Origin of the sequence: Clostridium intestinale DSM 6191, from assembly GCF_900130055.1 — a bacterium.
Classification (GTDB): domain Bacteria; phylum Bacillota; class Clostridia; order Clostridiales; family Clostridiaceae; genus Clostridium_T; species Clostridium_T intestinale.
The window spans coordinates 13249-27188 of sequence record NZ_FQXU01000013.1 but is presented as its reverse complement, the minus strand read 5'-3'; the positions used below and the strand labels follow the sequence as shown (position 1 = coordinate 27188).

Here is a 13940-nt window from a genome sequence, read left to right as displayed (position 1 = left end):
TTCCCCCTTAAAGTCATATGATAAAATAGTATACCATAAAAATGAGAACTTATGTTCTCTTGGTTTAAAATTTATGCAAATAAAAAAGGTGCCCTTTATGGACACCTTAGTTAAATGGAGTGTTTAATTGACTTTTTATATTTAATTTTTTTGATAGTTTTTCTTTAAAAAAGGATAGACAAAGTTTCATTAAAAGCACTCCTTAAAAAAGTGTCCGTTATGGACACCCTTTTGTGTTAAGTATATAGCTAGTACCTTTTCTTATTCTTTCTACTTTAGATTCTTTATCTAATAAAAATAAAGTATATTGAATGATAGATTTTAGACGTACATCAAAAAAAGAATAAATATCCTTTTGAATTATTCCAGGATTTTTTTTAATAAAATCAAGTAGAATTTCTTTTGCATTTTTTTCAAATTCATACTGGAACTTAAGATTCTCATAGTTTAATAGTATATGGTCTAGTTCTTGTTTAACAATATCTATATAATCAAAATCAGGGCTTTTGCTATTACGGCGATGCTGCCACCGTATTGAAAAATACTTTTTACCTCTCGAGCCTTTTGATATACAGAATTCTTTGAAATCGTAATATGAGTCAATTGTTTTTTTATAAAACTCTATTTTTTCATCAATGTTTCTTGATTCACGTGCATTATTTCTAAAATTCACAATAGAATCTTCATATAAATTGACATGTTTTTCGTATTTATCGAGAAATTTTATATGAGGTTTTGTTTTAAAATAATAGATTGTGTTAATAAAAAATCTAAGGACTAAATTTATCATTAGTTACTTTTCCCATACTTATGTTTTAAAAACTCTATATACTCTTTAAGTTCTTCTCTAGCTTCTGGTGGAAGATCTGCATCATATCCATCAGAATTATGAAGAGCTATTGTATATTCATTATCATTATTTTTATCTAGAATTTTCTCAGCCTGTACTTTAATATCAGAGTTGCCTAATAACCAATCTATAGAAACATTAAAATATTTAGATAGTATTAATAATTTTTCATAATCAGGCTGCTTACCTTTAGTTTCATAACCTGCTATTGTGGGTCTCTCCACTTTTAATATGTCGGCTAAGTCCTGTTGAGTTAAACCTTTTGAATTTCTAAGATCTTTAAGTCTATCACTAAATGACATATAGACACCTCCTAATATTAATTTTACATGGAAATGTTTCTATAATAAACATATGTGTCTAAAAGAAACAAAAATATTAAAATAGTATTGACAATGTTCCTTAATGAAACTAAAATAGAGTTATGGTTCCGATAAGAAACGGGGTGAGTGAGTGAGAAATGTTCTAAAAGAATTAAGGTTAACTGCTAATTTAACGCAACAGGACGTTGCAAATAGGTTGAAGATAGGAAGAACCTCATATACAAATATTGAGTTAGGAAATAAAAATCCTTCACTAGATTTGGCTATTTCTATAAAAAAATTATTTCAATATGAAAAAGACGATATTTTTTTAAATCAATAGTTCCTAAAGGGAACAAATGAAGATTTGGATATGGATGATTAAATAAATTAGATTGCTCTAGAAGTCCCGTTCCAGAGCAACATACGGCATTTAATTTAAAGAGTTAAAATGGAAAACTATTTTTGAGAAGTTGTACCGATTAAATCAGGGCTATTTAATGTTATGTTTCCGCACTTTTTACATACTAGAGCATTTACAACTATTCCACTAATAGAGCTATTAATGTTTCCATTAGATGATTTTGAAATGAGCACAAATTCAGTTCCATCTTCAGTTTTGATTTGGTTCAGAGAGTTAAGAGATCCACAATAAACGCATCTACCCATAAAAACACCTCCTTTCAACCAAATTTTACCACAAGTGAATTTATAATACCAGAAAGGAGTTAAATGAATTAGTAACTAAATAAAAATGGAGGAGAGTAAAAATGAAAGCATATTCAACAGTGAGGTAGCAGAAATATTATCTGTATGGAAAGACAATGTAGTAAGAGAAATTAAGAAAAATAGAATTAAAACATTTAGGGTTGGACGTGATTGGGGAATCCACGAGAGTAGATTAATTGAGTACATGGATGTTGTAGAAATCAATACTTAAGAAAAAGAGCAGAGTAAGTGGGAACTCTGCAAAAATAAAATTTATATGTATTTAGATGTGATTAACATAATTTAATTATAAATGTCGAGAGGTATAAAAGGAATGAATGAAACTTGCGTAAATTACTACAAAACTTGCAGAGAGAATGCAGGTTTAACACAAGCTAAAGCTTCTGAGTTATTAGGAGTAAGTGAAAGGTCTATATCGGACTATGAGAACAAAAAAACAAGGGTTCCAGATGAGATAGTTGCAATAATGGCTAGAAAATATAATTCGCCTGAGTTATTGAATTACTATTGCTCCAAGGAATGCCCAATAGGGTTACATAAAAAGATAAAACAGTTAGAAATTAAGTCTTTAGAGATAGTAACTTTACAAATGATAAGCATTTTAAGAAAAGTTGAAGGCGTAAAAGGTACATTACTTGATGTAACAGAAGATGGCGTAATAACAGAAGATGAACTACCAAGATTAAAAGAAGTGGTTAATTATTTTGATAAAGTCAGTCAAGCAGCTAATGAGTTAAAGCTTTGGGCTGAGAAATACTTAGTAAATTTAGCGTAATTAACTTCAATTTATATAAAAGTAAGGTAAGTAACTTATTAATAATGAGTTTCATAAGATGGAAAAAAGGAGGGATTTACATGGGGAAGTTAAGAACAAAGTTTAAAGTTGAAGTTAATTATCCAACTACAGAAGAAGGCATACGAAAATTTGAAGAAGCAAAAGCCAGAGGAGTACTCATGGGATTAAAGACTAAACACACTGACGAAGAGATAAGGCTTGTCATAGAAATGCTTAAGAAGCAGATAAAAGAGGAGTCAACTAATGGGTGATTTATTATATAGAACATAAAAAAAATAAACCCTTATAAAAAGAGTTTATCTTCTTATGTAATTTTTAGGACTACGATGCTGTAACATCGTAGCTCCATTATAGCTTTTATATTGAAATATGTAAAGTGAAGGAGCGTAAAAAATGAAAAAAATTAAGTTAGAGAGAATTGTTTGGACAGATAATCATGGCAATAAAAGGGTTGCTTTTGTAGGAAAGAATTTTTAGGAGGAGTAGGGTTATGACTAAAATCGTTAGTTTTTTAAACATAAAAGGTGGAGTAGGTAAAACAAGCTCTGTTGTTAATATTGGAGCTGTTTTGGCTAACAAGGGTTACAGAACATTAATTATAGACACAGATTCTCAAGCTAATGCAACTAGGTACTTAGGAGGAGAAGGAAAGACACAAAATTCAGTATACAGCATTTTAGCTAATGGAAAAGGTGACTATGTAAAGACTGATTATGAGAACTTGTATTTAATGCCTTCAAACATGAAGCTTCTTGGTATTCAAGGAACAGCTCCAGATGGAATTGTTGAGTTTATGCTTACAAACTGGATAACTGATATTAAAGATAACTTTGACTACATTTTAATAGATTGTCCACCATCTTTAAATAATTGTACTTTAAATACATTGATAGCTAGTACTCATGTATTTGTCCCTATGAAAATAGATCAGTTTTCAGCAGATGGGCTTTCATACCTTTTAAGTACAGTAGATCAGATAGGCAAGCTATATAATCCAGAAGTTAAGATGGCAGGAATATTTATAACTATGGACAGAGCTACTACCTTGAATAAGCAAAAGAAGAAAGAGCTTAGAGAAGTCTTAGGAAATAGGATACTTAACCAAACAATTAGAGAAAATGTGTCCCTAACAAAAAGTACCTTTGAGCAAAAACCTGTTGTTTATTTAGATAGAAAAGCTGCTTCATCAAGAGACTATAGAAAGCTTACAGAGGAGATTTTAGATGTCTTGGCTAGATGATATAGCTAACAAGATTAACAAGGAAGATGAGGTTTCTAATGAGAGGAGTATAAGCCTAGATAAGCTTATACCCTCAACTAAGAACTTTTATGGAATTAGAAATATTGATGAATTGGCAGAGTCTATTAAAAAACAAGGGTTACTACAAAACTTGGTGGTTAGAGAAATGAACACAGGATATTTTGAAATACTAGCAGGACATAGAAGATATACAGCTTTAAAGCAGCTAGGAGAAGCTGAAGCAAAATGCAATGTTTTAAAAAATATTAATGATGAACAGGCTGAGATAATTTTGATAATTACAAATAAAGAAACAAGAGAATTGACCCCTACAGAAAAGATGAAAGGGGTAAGAAGATTAGAAAGACTTTATAAAAGTGAAAGAACAATAGGTGACCTTAAGGGGAAAACTAGAGACCTTATAGGTGAAGCTATGGGACTATCAGGTACTCAAATAGGCAGATACATGAAGATTGATAAGAAGCTTGATGAAGAGCTTAAAGAAGACTTAGATAAAGACAAGATAACTCTGTCCCAAGCAGAAATAGTATCAAACCTACAACCAGAAGAACAAAAGCAAATAGCTAAACAGATTAAGGAATTAGATCCTAAAGAATCAAAAGAAGAAATCAATATCCTCATAGAAGGAATTAAGCAACCAGTGGAAAGAAAGCGAGATAGAGAATTACTTAAAGAGATTTATCCAGAACCTAAAGCTAAAGAAAAGAAACCAAAATCGGATAAGTTCATCTTTAAAGATAAAGAGCAGCTAAAGACCATAGATGCTCTTTGTGAAGAAAGAGTAAAAACATTAAAAACTATGATGCCAAAGGAAGGTCAGAAGTGGACTGAATTTGACTATGAAGTAAAAGGTCAATTTGATGCCTTTGACTTGATAAGGATGACGTTGAGAGATAGCGAGTATTCGGATGGGTTGGTATATGAGATACCAGGGTTGGAAAGTTGTGAAGAAGATTAAGCCCCTTTACCCACAGAGCAAAACTAAAATAAAAATAAGAAAAGTGAGGTGTAGAAAACCTTACGTTACCTATACTTTGTACAGCTCTGTGGGATTTTTTATAAATAATTAAATATTAGGAGATAAAGAATTGAACTATACAAATGAATATATAGAAAAAGCTTGTAGTGAATATCCACTACTTAAGATTCAAGTGGAGGCACTTAAAAAACAAGATGGAGGATTAATACTAAAAATAAACGAGTTTGCTGAATTAGTTAAAGAGATAGCTACAGATAATGCAGATCTTATTCAAAGAAATAATAAGCTTAAAGACTTGGTTGATTTGATAAGAATAGAACTTATTGCGTTAAGGTCTTCTGAAAGCGACATAGAGCATATTGTAAAACTTATTGATAGTTATAGCTTTAAACAGTTAAACAGTTAACCAGATAAGAAGTTAACCAGAAAACCAGTTAACCAGTTAAGAAGATAACCAGTTAAGAAGATAACCAGTTAACCATTTAACCAGAAATACAGATAACCAGTTAACTGGATAAGAAGTTAACCAGTTAAACAGAAATACAGGAAATAAGAAAAAACATAACTCACAATCCAGAAAGATAAAGGTTGTGATATATGACTGGTGGATTTAGTAAGAATAATACCAGATAAAAACGAGACTATATTTACAATAACAATTGGGTTCATAGAAATAATGGAAACAAACTTAAAAGTGAAAAAGGTAGATAAAGTTCCCTTTGGTAATGCCTATGTGCATCCAAAGGGGGATTATAAGTTTAATACTAAGGAGCAGATATATCTTTGGTTTTCTACTGTGAGAAAGAGTGATAAATTAAAAAGCTTCCGATTAAAAATAATCGGAAGTAATAAAATCATAATTTAGTTACAGGGCAAACGTTATTTCTATATGATTTTAAAGAAGAATCAACAGTATCCATGTGGTTATTAACTATCTCACTAGAAAAAGAACGTTCTTTATACTTGCTAAACACATATTCGGGAATAGGAAGCGAAATTTCTTTACGAATTGCATCTATGTTTAAAATGCTGTTTTGTTCAAATTCAGTAATAGTTTGTTTTATCAGATCACTTTTGATATCAGCTAATTTACATCTACAAACAATATATAAATCATAGATATAAAAAAATAGAGTAGAGTTGAAGTGCATTTGTTCAATATTCTGTGATGGTAAGTGTTTGTTTAAAAACTTTGTAATTGCAACCTCATTATCTATTCCTAAGAAATCAGTATAAGCTAACATCCAATCAATTTCATCCTTATTATATTGATATAGATTAGGAAATTGGATTTTGTTAGATTCTTCAATACTATTCAGTATATTTTTTATGTACATTGTAATACCTCCATTAAATAAAATTATTTGACAATATATACAATTATAGCATGTTTGGTAGGTAAAAGATGGTGTTGAAGAAAGTATTTTAAGTTATATAAGAAGAATTAAAAGATAAGAATAGTTGAAAGTTGTTTAACACAATGTTCTTTGAAAAGTGAATAATACGGTATTTGAAACTATTTAACATAATGTGATAATATGGTATAATTTTTGTGCGAATAAAATTATGGGGGATTATTTATGGACAAAAAAGAATATAATAAGAGTTTATGTGCATTTATAGATATTTTAGGTTATAAGGATTTGATTGATAAGGCAGAAGAAAGTAGCGAACCGTTGATAATTATTAATAAAATAGAGGAAATAATTGAAGTTTGTATAAAAGAATACTTAGATTCTAAAAACACCGAAGATGTTAATAAGTATTCATATGAAATATTCTCTGACAGTATTATTATTACTACTCAAATTGAGCATGATGAGACTTCAGAAGGCTATGAAGAATATCTATATAAAGAAATGTATATCTTGTGTTTAATTGTTGCGGGGATACAAGTTCAATCCATAAATTATAATATAATATTTCGAGGAGCCATATCTATAGGAAATCATTATAGAAGTAAAAATCTTATGTTTTCTAAAGCGTTGGTAAATGCTTATAAATCAGAAAGTAATAAAGCTATTTATCCTAGAATAATTATAGATACTTGTTATTGTAATGATAAAGATTTAAAATCTGAAAAATTGTTAAATTCATTAATAAGAAGTGGACTTATATTCAAGGATAAAGATATATATTTTGTTGATTATATTGGGCGAATAAATAGTCTTAGATACTTCGGTGATTTTTCAGAGAGGAATCTAAAGAAGCATAAAACATTTATAGAAAATAACATGAAAGATTATTACAATCAGAGTGAAGTATTAAAGAAATATGTTTGGCTGGCTAGTTATTATAATTATAAGCTAAGAATAGATGATAAAGATTTAGAAATAAACTTAGATGGATATCAGAAAGTAGAATTAGAAGAGCAAATTAGATTTACGTCAGTATTTATAGTAGAGAGTGATGAAGGTAAAAGAATAATAGATCCTAGTAAAATTTCTCCAGGAACTACAATAATATTATAAAGCTAAGATATATGAATACCGTATTATTCAGAAATGGATTTACGGTATTTTTTTGCACTTAAATGCTGTAAACCCGCATAAATACTATATATTCTTATCAATATATAAAGTTATATTGTTATATTTATAAGAATATTTAAAGTTATATTTTTAAGAATTTACAGAAGAGAGAGTGATGATGAATGAAGTATACAGTTAATGGTTTTTTACAAGAAAAATTAATTGAATATGAGTTAGATGATAAAGATGCAATATTATTAAGATATTTTGTTGACTTCAAAGGCAGCGGAAAAATGAAATCTAGAATAGTTGATGAAGAGCAGTACTACTGGCTCAGTTACAAAGGGGTAATAGAAGAGTATCCTATATTAAACCTAAAGGAGGATTCTGTTTATAGAAGACTTAAGAAGCTCTGTGAAAAGAAAATACTAGTGTCTATTACAGTAAGAGAGGGTGGAACATACAGTTTCTATAATATTGGGGAGAACTATATAACTTTGATATCGGATACTAATCCGAGTGCATTGAAAAAAGATAATGTTTCAAAAAATCCACAGAATAAACCTAAAAAGAATACTATAAACCAGTCGGAAAATAATCCGAAGCAGTTGGAAGAGAATCCGAGTAACGGGGAACAGAATCCGACTAACTCGGATTTAAATCCCGAGCAAAATATCCATCTACTATATCCATCTACTAAATCCAATTTAAAAGATATATATAGTCGAGTAATCGATGAGTTGAACAATAAAGCTAATTCTAAATTTAGAGCTAGTAATAAAAAAACTCAGAAGCTAATCAGTGCAAGAATTAAAGATGGCTATTGTCTAGAAGATTTCTTTATGGTCATAAGTAACATGAGCAAGAAGTGGCTTAATGATCCAAAGATGCAAGACTATCTAAGACCAGAAACTTTATTTGGAGATAAGTTTGAGAGTTATTTAAATATAAAGACTACTTCTCTTAGTAAATCTAATCAGCATGATTTAAATAAGGGCAAGCTTAGGTTTGATAATTTTAAAGGGCGAGATTATGACTATGATGACTTAGAAAGAAAACTATTAGGTTGGGATAGTTAGGGGGTGAGTTGATGGAAAATGAAATTGAATTTTTAAAGTTAGCAGATTGGGAAAGAGATGAGATTGCTCTAGAAAGATTTAAAAGAAAGATGAAAAACATTGGCAAAGAAATAAAGGTGATTAATAGCAAAAAAGTGTGTTCAAAGCTTATGAAAATATATTTCGTTGAGGTGAATTGCAATGGAATGCAGAAGGTGGACTGATGATGAACTTGAAAAGCTAGGTGAATATTATGGGATTAAAGACTTAAAATCTCTATGCAGAATTCTAGGAAGAACAAAACTAGCAGTTCAAAAGAAAGCTTCTCAGCTAGGGATTAACTGCTATGACAATAACGGTGAGTATATATCATTAGCTGAATTAGCCAGAGTATTTAAAACAGATCCTAAGTCAATAAAACAAAAATGGATAGGAGTTTATAAGCTAGAGGAAATCACAGTTAAAGCTGCAGGAAAACGTAAGTTAGTAAAATTCAATATATCTGATTTTTGGAAGTGGGCAGAGAGAAATAAGGGTATTATTGATTTTAATAGATTGGAAAAAAATATATTAGCAAATGAACCTAAATGGGTGGATGAACAGCGTAAGAAAATCAAAAAATACAAGTGGACAGATGAAGAAATATACATGTTGAGAATACTAAGTAATAAAGGTTTATCAGACAGTGAAATAGCAGCTAAGATTGGCAGAACAGAAAAGGCTGTAGTAGCTAGAAGATCAATAATAGGAATGAGAAAGAGAAGCAAGGGTTGGACTGCAAAAGAGCTGCTAAAAGTATACCAGATGACAAAAGAAGGTTACAGGTATAAGCATGTAGCCAAAGCAGTTAACAGGAGCTATGAAGCAATTAGGAATATAACAAAAACTAAACGGTATAAGGATGCATGCTCAATGTTTGAACAGATGTCCATTGCGGACACTTTAAAATCAAAAACTAAAGCATAAATAAAGAGGTGGGTTATGAGAGATATATTAATACTTATAGAAAAGAAACGTGCTGAAATGTATGAAGCTATGGATACATATGGATTCAATGATGACAAGACAATAAAGGTTAGTCAGGAACTAGACAAGCTAGTGGCTATGGAGCAGAGGAGAAGGTTGGGGGCTAGAGGTTAGGGGAAATGGTGTGGGTTCTTTGATAATTGAATAGTATAATGAAATGTAGATGAAAAAATTACAATAATATGATATAATTTCTATTAATGTAAAACCCAATAATATATATATAAAATGAGTATGAAGGAGCGGATTTATGGGGGGAAAAACAGAAAATTTAGAGAAATTATTAACTTGTTATCATTGCGGAAATAAAACCAAGATGGAGAATGTAGGATATCATAAAAAAGAAAATTTTAGTCAAGAGTTAGGCTGGGAAGTGACTAAATGGTTTATGTATTTTTGTCCTGTATGTGAAAAAATTACAATAGTAGAGGAATATGTATGGTCTGAGGATGTTGAAATAAATGGAGTGCCAATTATTCACTCAGAAATTTTATATCCTAATGTAAAGTACGATAATAAAAGAGTTCCTAATGAAATTAGACAAGCATTTGAAGCTGCTTTGAAAGTAAAAAATATTGATGGAGCTATATGTGCACTTTCAATTAGACGAACTTTAGATAAGATATGTAAGGATAATGGTGAAGGCTCTGGAAATTTAGTTGATAAAATCTCTATGTTATCTAAAAAGGGTATAATTCCACCATTACTAGATAAAATGACTCATGTTATTAGAAAACTTGGAAATTCAGCTGCTCATGGTGATGAAATAGTTTTTAGTAATGCAGATATAAATAGTATTATCGATTTTACACAAATAATATTAGAATATATATATATTTTACCATATAAAGTAAGCGTACTTGAAAGACGAGTGGAACCTAAACAAAATACAGGAGATTAAACATGAAAGAATTTGTATTGCCAAATAGATTTGAAAAAATGAATAATTCTGGTAGGGATTTTGAAAGAATCATTGTTAGAGTAGACGAAGCTTTAGATAGAATAGTAGATTTGCGATATGAAATGAAAATAACAGGTGGAGGTGCTTTTTTAATTTTAAAAGGTAGGTCAGGGGTTGGAAAAACAACTTTTTTGAATACTTTACATATGTTTATTGATGATATTGAGATGATATCAATTGAACCGACAGAGGATTTACAAATGGTGTTAGATGATTTAAATATTAGTGGAAGTACTTTACGGATAATAGTATTGGAGAATAGAGAATCTTATACGGAAATATCATTTAATTCTTTAGAGAAAGATATACGAGCTATTAATAAGTTTGTAAGAAAAGATGAGGGGGAAAGAAACTTAATTATTTGGCCGTGTAATGGTGAGGAAATGGTAAACGAAATAAAAGATTTTGCTAATAATATTGGTGGAACATCAATAATGGATGAGGATACTATATACGAGTTTACTGGGCCTCCTAAGGAGGATTATTTAGAAATTGTAAAAAATACTTTTGAATTCTTTAATTATGGACGATCTCTTTTAGAATTTGGAGTTTCTGATGAATATGCTACAAAACTAATCAATGAATGCGATTCGATAGGAACATATTTAAAAACAATGTCTAAAAAAATTCGTAAATTTGATAAGAATTTAGATAAATTTTTCATACGCCAAGAGATGTTTAGGATGTGGATTATAGTTATTTCTGGAGACGATCCAATTGAAGAAGTAAATTATTTTACAAAAGGCTCTGATAATAGTATTGATATAAAAAGAGTTATTGAGGCTACATTTTCTAATACTTCTATCAAATTAAAACAAGACTTTACAATTGGACTTTTAGCAAATAAATTAGATTGTAGAATACTACATATACCAATTTCCATAGCTCTTTCAATAATTAAAAGTACTGAGGAAGATGATTTAAAAAACCTACTTAATCAAAATGGGATTAATTGCGATATAGATAAAAAGGAAAGATTAAAAATAAATTCTACATCTCTTGCAGATTCATTATCAAGAAGTAATATTAAACATAGAAAAAATATTAATAATACTCAAGATAACGTCGATGAATTTGTTAAAATAACTAGTATTGCTAGTAATAATGATAGAATTTTAAATAGGGAAATAGGAAAAGCTTTAGTTGAGCAAAATTTAATATATCAATATGAAGTTGAAAGTAAACTTGCTGGATTCGATAATAGAAGATCTGATTTGAAATGTAATATTTCAGAAGAAATAGTAAGATTAGAATTTATGTGGAGAAAGAAAACCACTTATGGTGAAATAGCAAATTATACGTTGAATAAACTTAAAAACTATGGATCAGCTATAGGTTTTTATAAATAGAATAAGTACAATAAAAACATCGTAATTCTTAATTGAAGGCACGGTGTTTTTATATAGAATAAAAAAGAGAGCTATCAGTTTCCAGACTTCTAAGCTCTCTTTCAATTTATTATCACTTATATTAATTATAACATAGGAGTGATTAACATGAAAATAGATGAAATACTAAAAGAACATAATACGAAGAAGGTTATTATTGAAACTACTGAGGCTAGGATTGAGCAATATAAGTGGTGTATTGCTCATCCAGAAGAATGGTATAAAGACTTTCTTCCTGAGTCGAAAGAATTAGGAATGCCAGGAGCTCCTAGTGGATCAAAAAGAATAGATCCAGTAAGTGGTTTTATTAGTGACAAAGAATTAAATGAAGAGATATTAAAAGAGTGGATAAGAAAAGAAGAAGGTAAGATATTCTTTACTAGATTAGAAGTTAATCAGTTAGAATTAGCATTAAAAGTACTTAATACAAAAGAATTATTTATAGTTGAGAATAAATACATAAATGATAAAATATCATGGAATGAAATTGAGATAAGTTTTAAAGAGCAATTAACAGTAGATGCATTAAGGAAAAAATCTAAAAAGGCATTAGAGAAGTTAAAAACTGTTTTAAAGCAATTTTATAATGAATATGGATATAAAATTGAATAATTGTAGTAAGTAGCATAAATTTACCTATAACTTACCTAGAAGATATCACAAATTTTATATTTTATATTGTAGAATGATATTGTGGAAGAAGTTAAGATGATTTCTTTAAAAATCTAATCTTTGTTAGATGACATTTAGTTATTAACAGAATATTTATTAAGATGACACATTAAAGACACATAGAGATTCTATAATAAAATTAAATGATGACTAAGGTTTTTCATTATTTAGTTCTCCTTTTTATAAAGCAGCTACAATTGAGTGGCTGCTTTTTGTTGCCTATTTTAATAGCAATATAAATTATCTTTACAAAATTTACTTATATTATAAAAGATAAAGTAATATGTGGGAAATTGTAGTAAATAAATCCTTGAATTTACAAAATAGTACAAGATATAATACTAGTAGATTAAATTTAAGGGGGAAATAACAATGAAAAAGAAAATTAGCTTAGTTTTAAGCATTATTTTAGCATTTACTTTTGTGACATTTGGAAATGTAAAAAGTGTTAAAGCAGAAGAGAAGGATGCAGTGATTGGAATAAGCAATTTAAATAACACAGATGAGAATAGTGCTAAGGTTGGAGAGCAACTTAAACTTCCTGAAAAGGGATGGAAAAGGTATGATAATACTGAAGTTGGAGTTGTATATATTGGTAATTATAGAGAAATTAAGGATCCTTATTATTATAAATCTTCGTGTGCTTCGGTGGATGTTAATGGTGAAGTAAACTTTAAATTTTCTGGAACAAAGTTAAGGATAATAGGATTAATTTATCCAAACACTCTAACTACAAAAGCTGAGGTTTATATAGATAATGTCCTTATCGGAAATATAAATGAAATTGGCAACCACACATATAAAGCTATCGTATTTGAAAAGTTAGATTTATCAGACAGTATTCATACTTGCAAAATAGTAAATAAAGAAAAGTTATTTCATATAGATGCAATTGATATAGATGAAATAGGATACTTAATAGATGCGTCAACAGTTGCTGTAAGTGAAATATCATTAAATAAAACTTCTTTAAGTTTAAATATAGGAGAAAATGAAGACTTAATAGTTACAGTAAAGCCAGACAACGCAGAAAATAAGAAAGTTGCATGGACATCAAGTGATGAATCCATAGCTACTGTAGATGAAAATGGAAAAGTTACTGCTATAAAGCCAGGGAGTGTTACAATAACAGCTAAGACAAAGGATGGCACTAATTTAGCTGCAACTTGTGCTGTAACAGTAGTTCAACCTAGTAATGATAGAGCTATTTTAGCTATAACAATGACTAATGGTCAAACTAAAGAATATGATTTACCTAATAGTGAAATAGAAGCTTTCACTAACTGGTTTGATAGCAGCAATGGTAAAGGACAACCTAAGTTTGGATTCAATAAGAAGATTCAACCTTACAAAGAAGTAAAAGAGTATGTTGTATTTGATAAGATATCTTCATATGAAGTTAGAACATATACAGTAATTAATTAAATAATTATAGATAGGCACTCAA

The 13940-nt window shown here is 29.3% G+C and carries 21 protein-coding genes; 17 read left to right on the top strand and 4 right to left on the bottom strand.

The features are described 5' to 3' along the window. Positions 1 to 217: 217 nt before the first annotated feature. The gene (locus BUA92_RS18030; RefSeq protein WP_139259381.1) at positions 218 to 673 is read right to left on the bottom strand and encodes a hypothetical protein; all 456 of its coding nucleotides are present in this window, start codon (positions 671 to 673) and stop codon (positions 218 to 220) included. A gap of 116 nt (positions 674 to 789) precedes the next feature. After that, a complete protein-coding gene (locus BUA92_RS18025; protein ID WP_073021932.1) occupies positions 790 to 1152 on the bottom strand; it encodes a helix-turn-helix domain-containing protein in 363 nt (120 codons plus the stop codon). A gap of 151 nt (positions 1153 to 1303) precedes the next feature. On the opposite strand from BUA92_RS18025, the gene BUA92_RS18020 reads away from it, so the two are divergent. Beyond that, positions 1304 to 1495 carry a helix-turn-helix transcriptional regulator gene (locus BUA92_RS18020; protein WP_073021930.1) on the top strand — a complete coding sequence of 64 codons (192 nt, stop codon included), beginning with the start codon at positions 1304 to 1306 and terminating at the stop codon, positions 1493 to 1495. Positions 1496 to 1611: 116 nt separating this feature from the next. Here the strand turns inward: BUA92_RS18020 and BUA92_RS18015 are convergent, their stop codons facing one another. After that, on the bottom strand, positions 1612 to 1821 hold the full coding sequence (locus BUA92_RS18015; RefSeq protein WP_073021929.1) for a hypothetical protein: 210 nt from the start codon (positions 1819 to 1821) through the stop codon (positions 1612 to 1614). Between the two features lie 85 nt (positions 1822 to 1906). On the opposite strand from BUA92_RS18015, the gene BUA92_RS18010 reads away from it, so the two are divergent. The 7 genes from BUA92_RS18010 to BUA92_RS17980 all read left to right on the top strand — a co-directional run bounded on the left by BUA92_RS18010 (position 1907) and on the right by BUA92_RS17980 (position 5782). Beyond that, positions 1907 to 2092 carry an excisionase family DNA-binding protein gene (locus tag BUA92_RS18010; protein ID WP_073021927.1) on the top strand — a complete coding sequence of 62 codons (186 nt, stop codon included), beginning with the start codon at positions 1907 to 1909 and terminating at the stop codon, positions 2090 to 2092. Positions 2093 to 2173: 81 nt separating this feature from the next. Next, positions 2174 to 2656: a helix-turn-helix domain-containing protein gene (locus BUA92_RS18005; protein WP_083553584.1), complete on the top strand. Its 483-nt coding sequence runs from the start codon at positions 2174 to 2176 to the stop codon at positions 2654 to 2656. 80 nt (positions 2657 to 2736) lie between these two features. After that, positions 2737 to 2928, top strand: coding sequence for a hypothetical protein (locus BUA92_RS18000; RefSeq protein ID WP_021801668.1), 192 nt, complete (start codon positions 2737 to 2739; stop codon positions 2926 to 2928). Positions 2929 to 3167: 239 nt separating this feature from the next. Continuing rightward, positions 3168 to 3917 carry a ParA family protein gene (locus BUA92_RS17995; RefSeq protein WP_073021924.1) on the top strand — a complete coding sequence of 250 codons (750 nt, stop codon included), beginning with the start codon at positions 3168 to 3170 and terminating at the stop codon, positions 3915 to 3917. Beyond that, positions 3901 to 4896 (top strand): ParB/RepB/Spo0J family partition protein, encoded by a 996-nt coding sequence (locus BUA92_RS17990; RefSeq protein WP_073021923.1) that lies wholly within the window; start codon positions 3901 to 3903, stop codon positions 4894 to 4896. Before BUA92_RS17995 ends, BUA92_RS17990 begins: the two co-directional genes overlap by 17 nt. A gap of 130 nt (positions 4897 to 5026) precedes the next feature. Beyond that, positions 5027 to 5323, top strand: a complete 297-nt coding sequence (locus BUA92_RS17985) for a hypothetical protein (protein WP_073021921.1) — start codon at positions 5027 to 5029, stop codon at positions 5321 to 5323. Between the two features lie 198 nt (positions 5324 to 5521). After that, positions 5522 to 5782: a hypothetical protein gene (locus BUA92_RS17980; RefSeq protein ID WP_073021919.1), complete on the top strand. Its 261-nt coding sequence runs from the start codon at positions 5522 to 5524 to the stop codon at positions 5780 to 5782. On the opposite strand, the gene BUA92_RS17975 is transcribed toward BUA92_RS17980, so the two are convergent. After that, complete coding sequence (locus BUA92_RS17975; RefSeq protein WP_073021917.1) at positions 5772 to 6254, bottom strand: hypothetical protein; 483 nt, start codon at positions 6252 to 6254, stop codon at positions 5772 to 5774. The two genes, BUA92_RS17980 and BUA92_RS17975, sit on opposite strands and share 11 nt — an antisense overlap. 243 nt (positions 6255 to 6497) lie before the next feature. Here BUA92_RS17975 and BUA92_RS17970 point away from each other — a divergent pair, with 243 nt between their 5' ends. The 9 genes from BUA92_RS17970 to BUA92_RS17930 all read left to right on the top strand — a co-directional run bounded on the left by BUA92_RS17970 (position 6498) and on the right by BUA92_RS17930 (position 13918). Further along, positions 6498 to 7388, top strand: coding sequence for a hypothetical protein (locus BUA92_RS17970; protein ID WP_073021915.1), 891 nt, complete (start codon positions 6498 to 6500; stop codon positions 7386 to 7388). 182 nt (positions 7389 to 7570) lie between these two features. Then, complete coding sequence (locus BUA92_RS17965; RefSeq protein WP_073021913.1) at positions 7571 to 8467, top strand: conserved phage C-terminal domain-containing protein; 897 nt, start codon at positions 7571 to 7573, stop codon at positions 8465 to 8467. 11 nt (positions 8468 to 8478) lie between these two features. Then, positions 8479 to 8670 (top strand): hypothetical protein, encoded by a 192-nt coding sequence (locus tag BUA92_RS17960; RefSeq protein WP_073021911.1) that lies wholly within the window; start codon positions 8479 to 8481, stop codon positions 8668 to 8670. After that, on the top strand, positions 8648 to 9412 hold the full coding sequence (locus BUA92_RS17955) for a GcrA family cell cycle regulator (protein ID WP_073021908.1): 765 nt from the start codon (positions 8648 to 8650) through the stop codon (positions 9410 to 9412). The genes BUA92_RS17960 and BUA92_RS17955 overlap by 23 nt, the downstream gene beginning before the upstream one ends. A gap of 15 nt (positions 9413 to 9427) precedes the next feature. After that, positions 9428 to 9586, top strand: coding sequence for an aspartyl-phosphate phosphatase Spo0E family protein (locus BUA92_RS17950; RefSeq protein WP_083553583.1), 159 nt, complete (start codon positions 9428 to 9430; stop codon positions 9584 to 9586). Between the two features lie 136 nt (positions 9587 to 9722). Next, positions 9723 to 10373 (top strand): DUF4145 domain-containing protein, encoded by a 651-nt coding sequence (locus BUA92_RS17945; protein WP_073021906.1) that lies wholly within the window; start codon positions 9723 to 9725, stop codon positions 10371 to 10373. Positions 10374 to 10375: 2 nt separating this feature from the next. Continuing rightward, positions 10376 to 11782 (top strand): P-loop NTPase family protein, encoded by a 1407-nt coding sequence (locus BUA92_RS17940; RefSeq protein ID WP_073021903.1) that lies wholly within the window; start codon positions 10376 to 10378, stop codon positions 11780 to 11782. A 147-nt stretch (positions 11783 to 11929) separates the two neighbouring features. Next, positions 11930 to 12433: a hypothetical protein gene (locus BUA92_RS17935; RefSeq protein ID WP_073021901.1), complete on the top strand. Its 504-nt coding sequence runs from the start codon at positions 11930 to 11932 to the stop codon at positions 12431 to 12433. A 432-nt stretch (positions 12434 to 12865) separates the two neighbouring features. Further along, positions 12866 to 13918, top strand: coding sequence for an Ig-like domain-containing protein (locus tag BUA92_RS17930; protein ID WP_073021899.1), 1053 nt, complete (start codon positions 12866 to 12868; stop codon positions 13916 to 13918). Positions 13919 to 13940 lie beyond the last annotated feature (22 nt).

Bases quoted from the DNA above. Each gene is read 5' to 3' on its own strand.
- BUA92_RS17940 (WP_073021903.1), top strand. From the start codon at position 10,376: ATGAAAGAATTTGTATTGCCAAATAGATTTGAAAAAATGAATAATTCT.
- BUA92_RS17995 (WP_073021924.1), top strand. From the start codon at position 3,168: ATGACTAAAATCGTTAGTTTTTTAAACATAAAAGGTGGAGTAGGTAAA.
- BUA92_RS18015 (WP_073021929.1), bottom strand. From the start codon at position 1,821: ATGGGTAGATGCGTTTATTGTGGATCTCTTAACTCTCTGAACCAAATC.
- BUA92_RS17975 (WP_073021917.1), bottom strand. From the start codon at position 6,254: ATGTACATAAAAAATATACTGAATAGTATTGAAGAATCTAACAAAATC.
- BUA92_RS17945 (WP_073021906.1), top strand. From the start codon at position 9,723: ATGGGGGGAAAAACAGAAAATTTAGAGAAATTATTAACTTGTTATCAT.
- BUA92_RS18025 (WP_073021932.1), bottom strand. From the start codon at position 1,152: ATGTCATTTAGTGATAGACTTAAAGATCTTAGAAATTCAAAAGGTTTA.
- BUA92_RS17930 (WP_073021899.1), top strand. From the start codon at position 12,866: ATGAAAAAGAAAATTAGCTTAGTTTTAAGCATTATTTTAGCATTTACT.
- BUA92_RS17950 (WP_083553583.1), top strand. From the start codon at position 9,428: ATGAGAGATATATTAATACTTATAGAAAAGAAACGTGCTGAAATGTAT.
- BUA92_RS17970 (WP_073021915.1), top strand. From the start codon at position 6,498: ATGGACAAAAAAGAATATAATAAGAGTTTATGTGCATTTATAGATATT.
- BUA92_RS17965 (WP_073021913.1), top strand. From the start codon at position 7,571: ATGAAGTATACAGTTAATGGTTTTTTACAAGAAAAATTAATTGAATAT.
- BUA92_RS18005 (WP_083553584.1), top strand. From the start codon at position 2,174: ATGTCGAGAGGTATAAAAGGAATGAATGAAACTTGCGTAAATTACTAC.
- BUA92_RS18010 (WP_073021927.1), top strand. From the start codon at position 1,907: ATGGAGGAGAGTAAAAATGAAAGCATATTCAACAGTGAGGTAGCAGAA.
- BUA92_RS17990 (WP_073021923.1), top strand. From the start codon at position 3,901: ATGTCTTGGCTAGATGATATAGCTAACAAGATTAACAAGGAAGATGAG.
- BUA92_RS17960 (WP_073021911.1), top strand. From the start codon at position 8,479: ATGGAAAATGAAATTGAATTTTTAAAGTTAGCAGATTGGGAAAGAGAT.
- BUA92_RS17955 (WP_073021908.1), top strand. From the start codon at position 8,648: ATGGAATGCAGAAGGTGGACTGATGATGAACTTGAAAAGCTAGGTGAA.
- BUA92_RS18000 (WP_021801668.1), top strand. From the start codon at position 2,737: ATGGGGAAGTTAAGAACAAAGTTTAAAGTTGAAGTTAATTATCCAACT.
- BUA92_RS17935 (WP_073021901.1), top strand. From the start codon at position 11,930: ATGAAAATAGATGAAATACTAAAAGAACATAATACGAAGAAGGTTATT.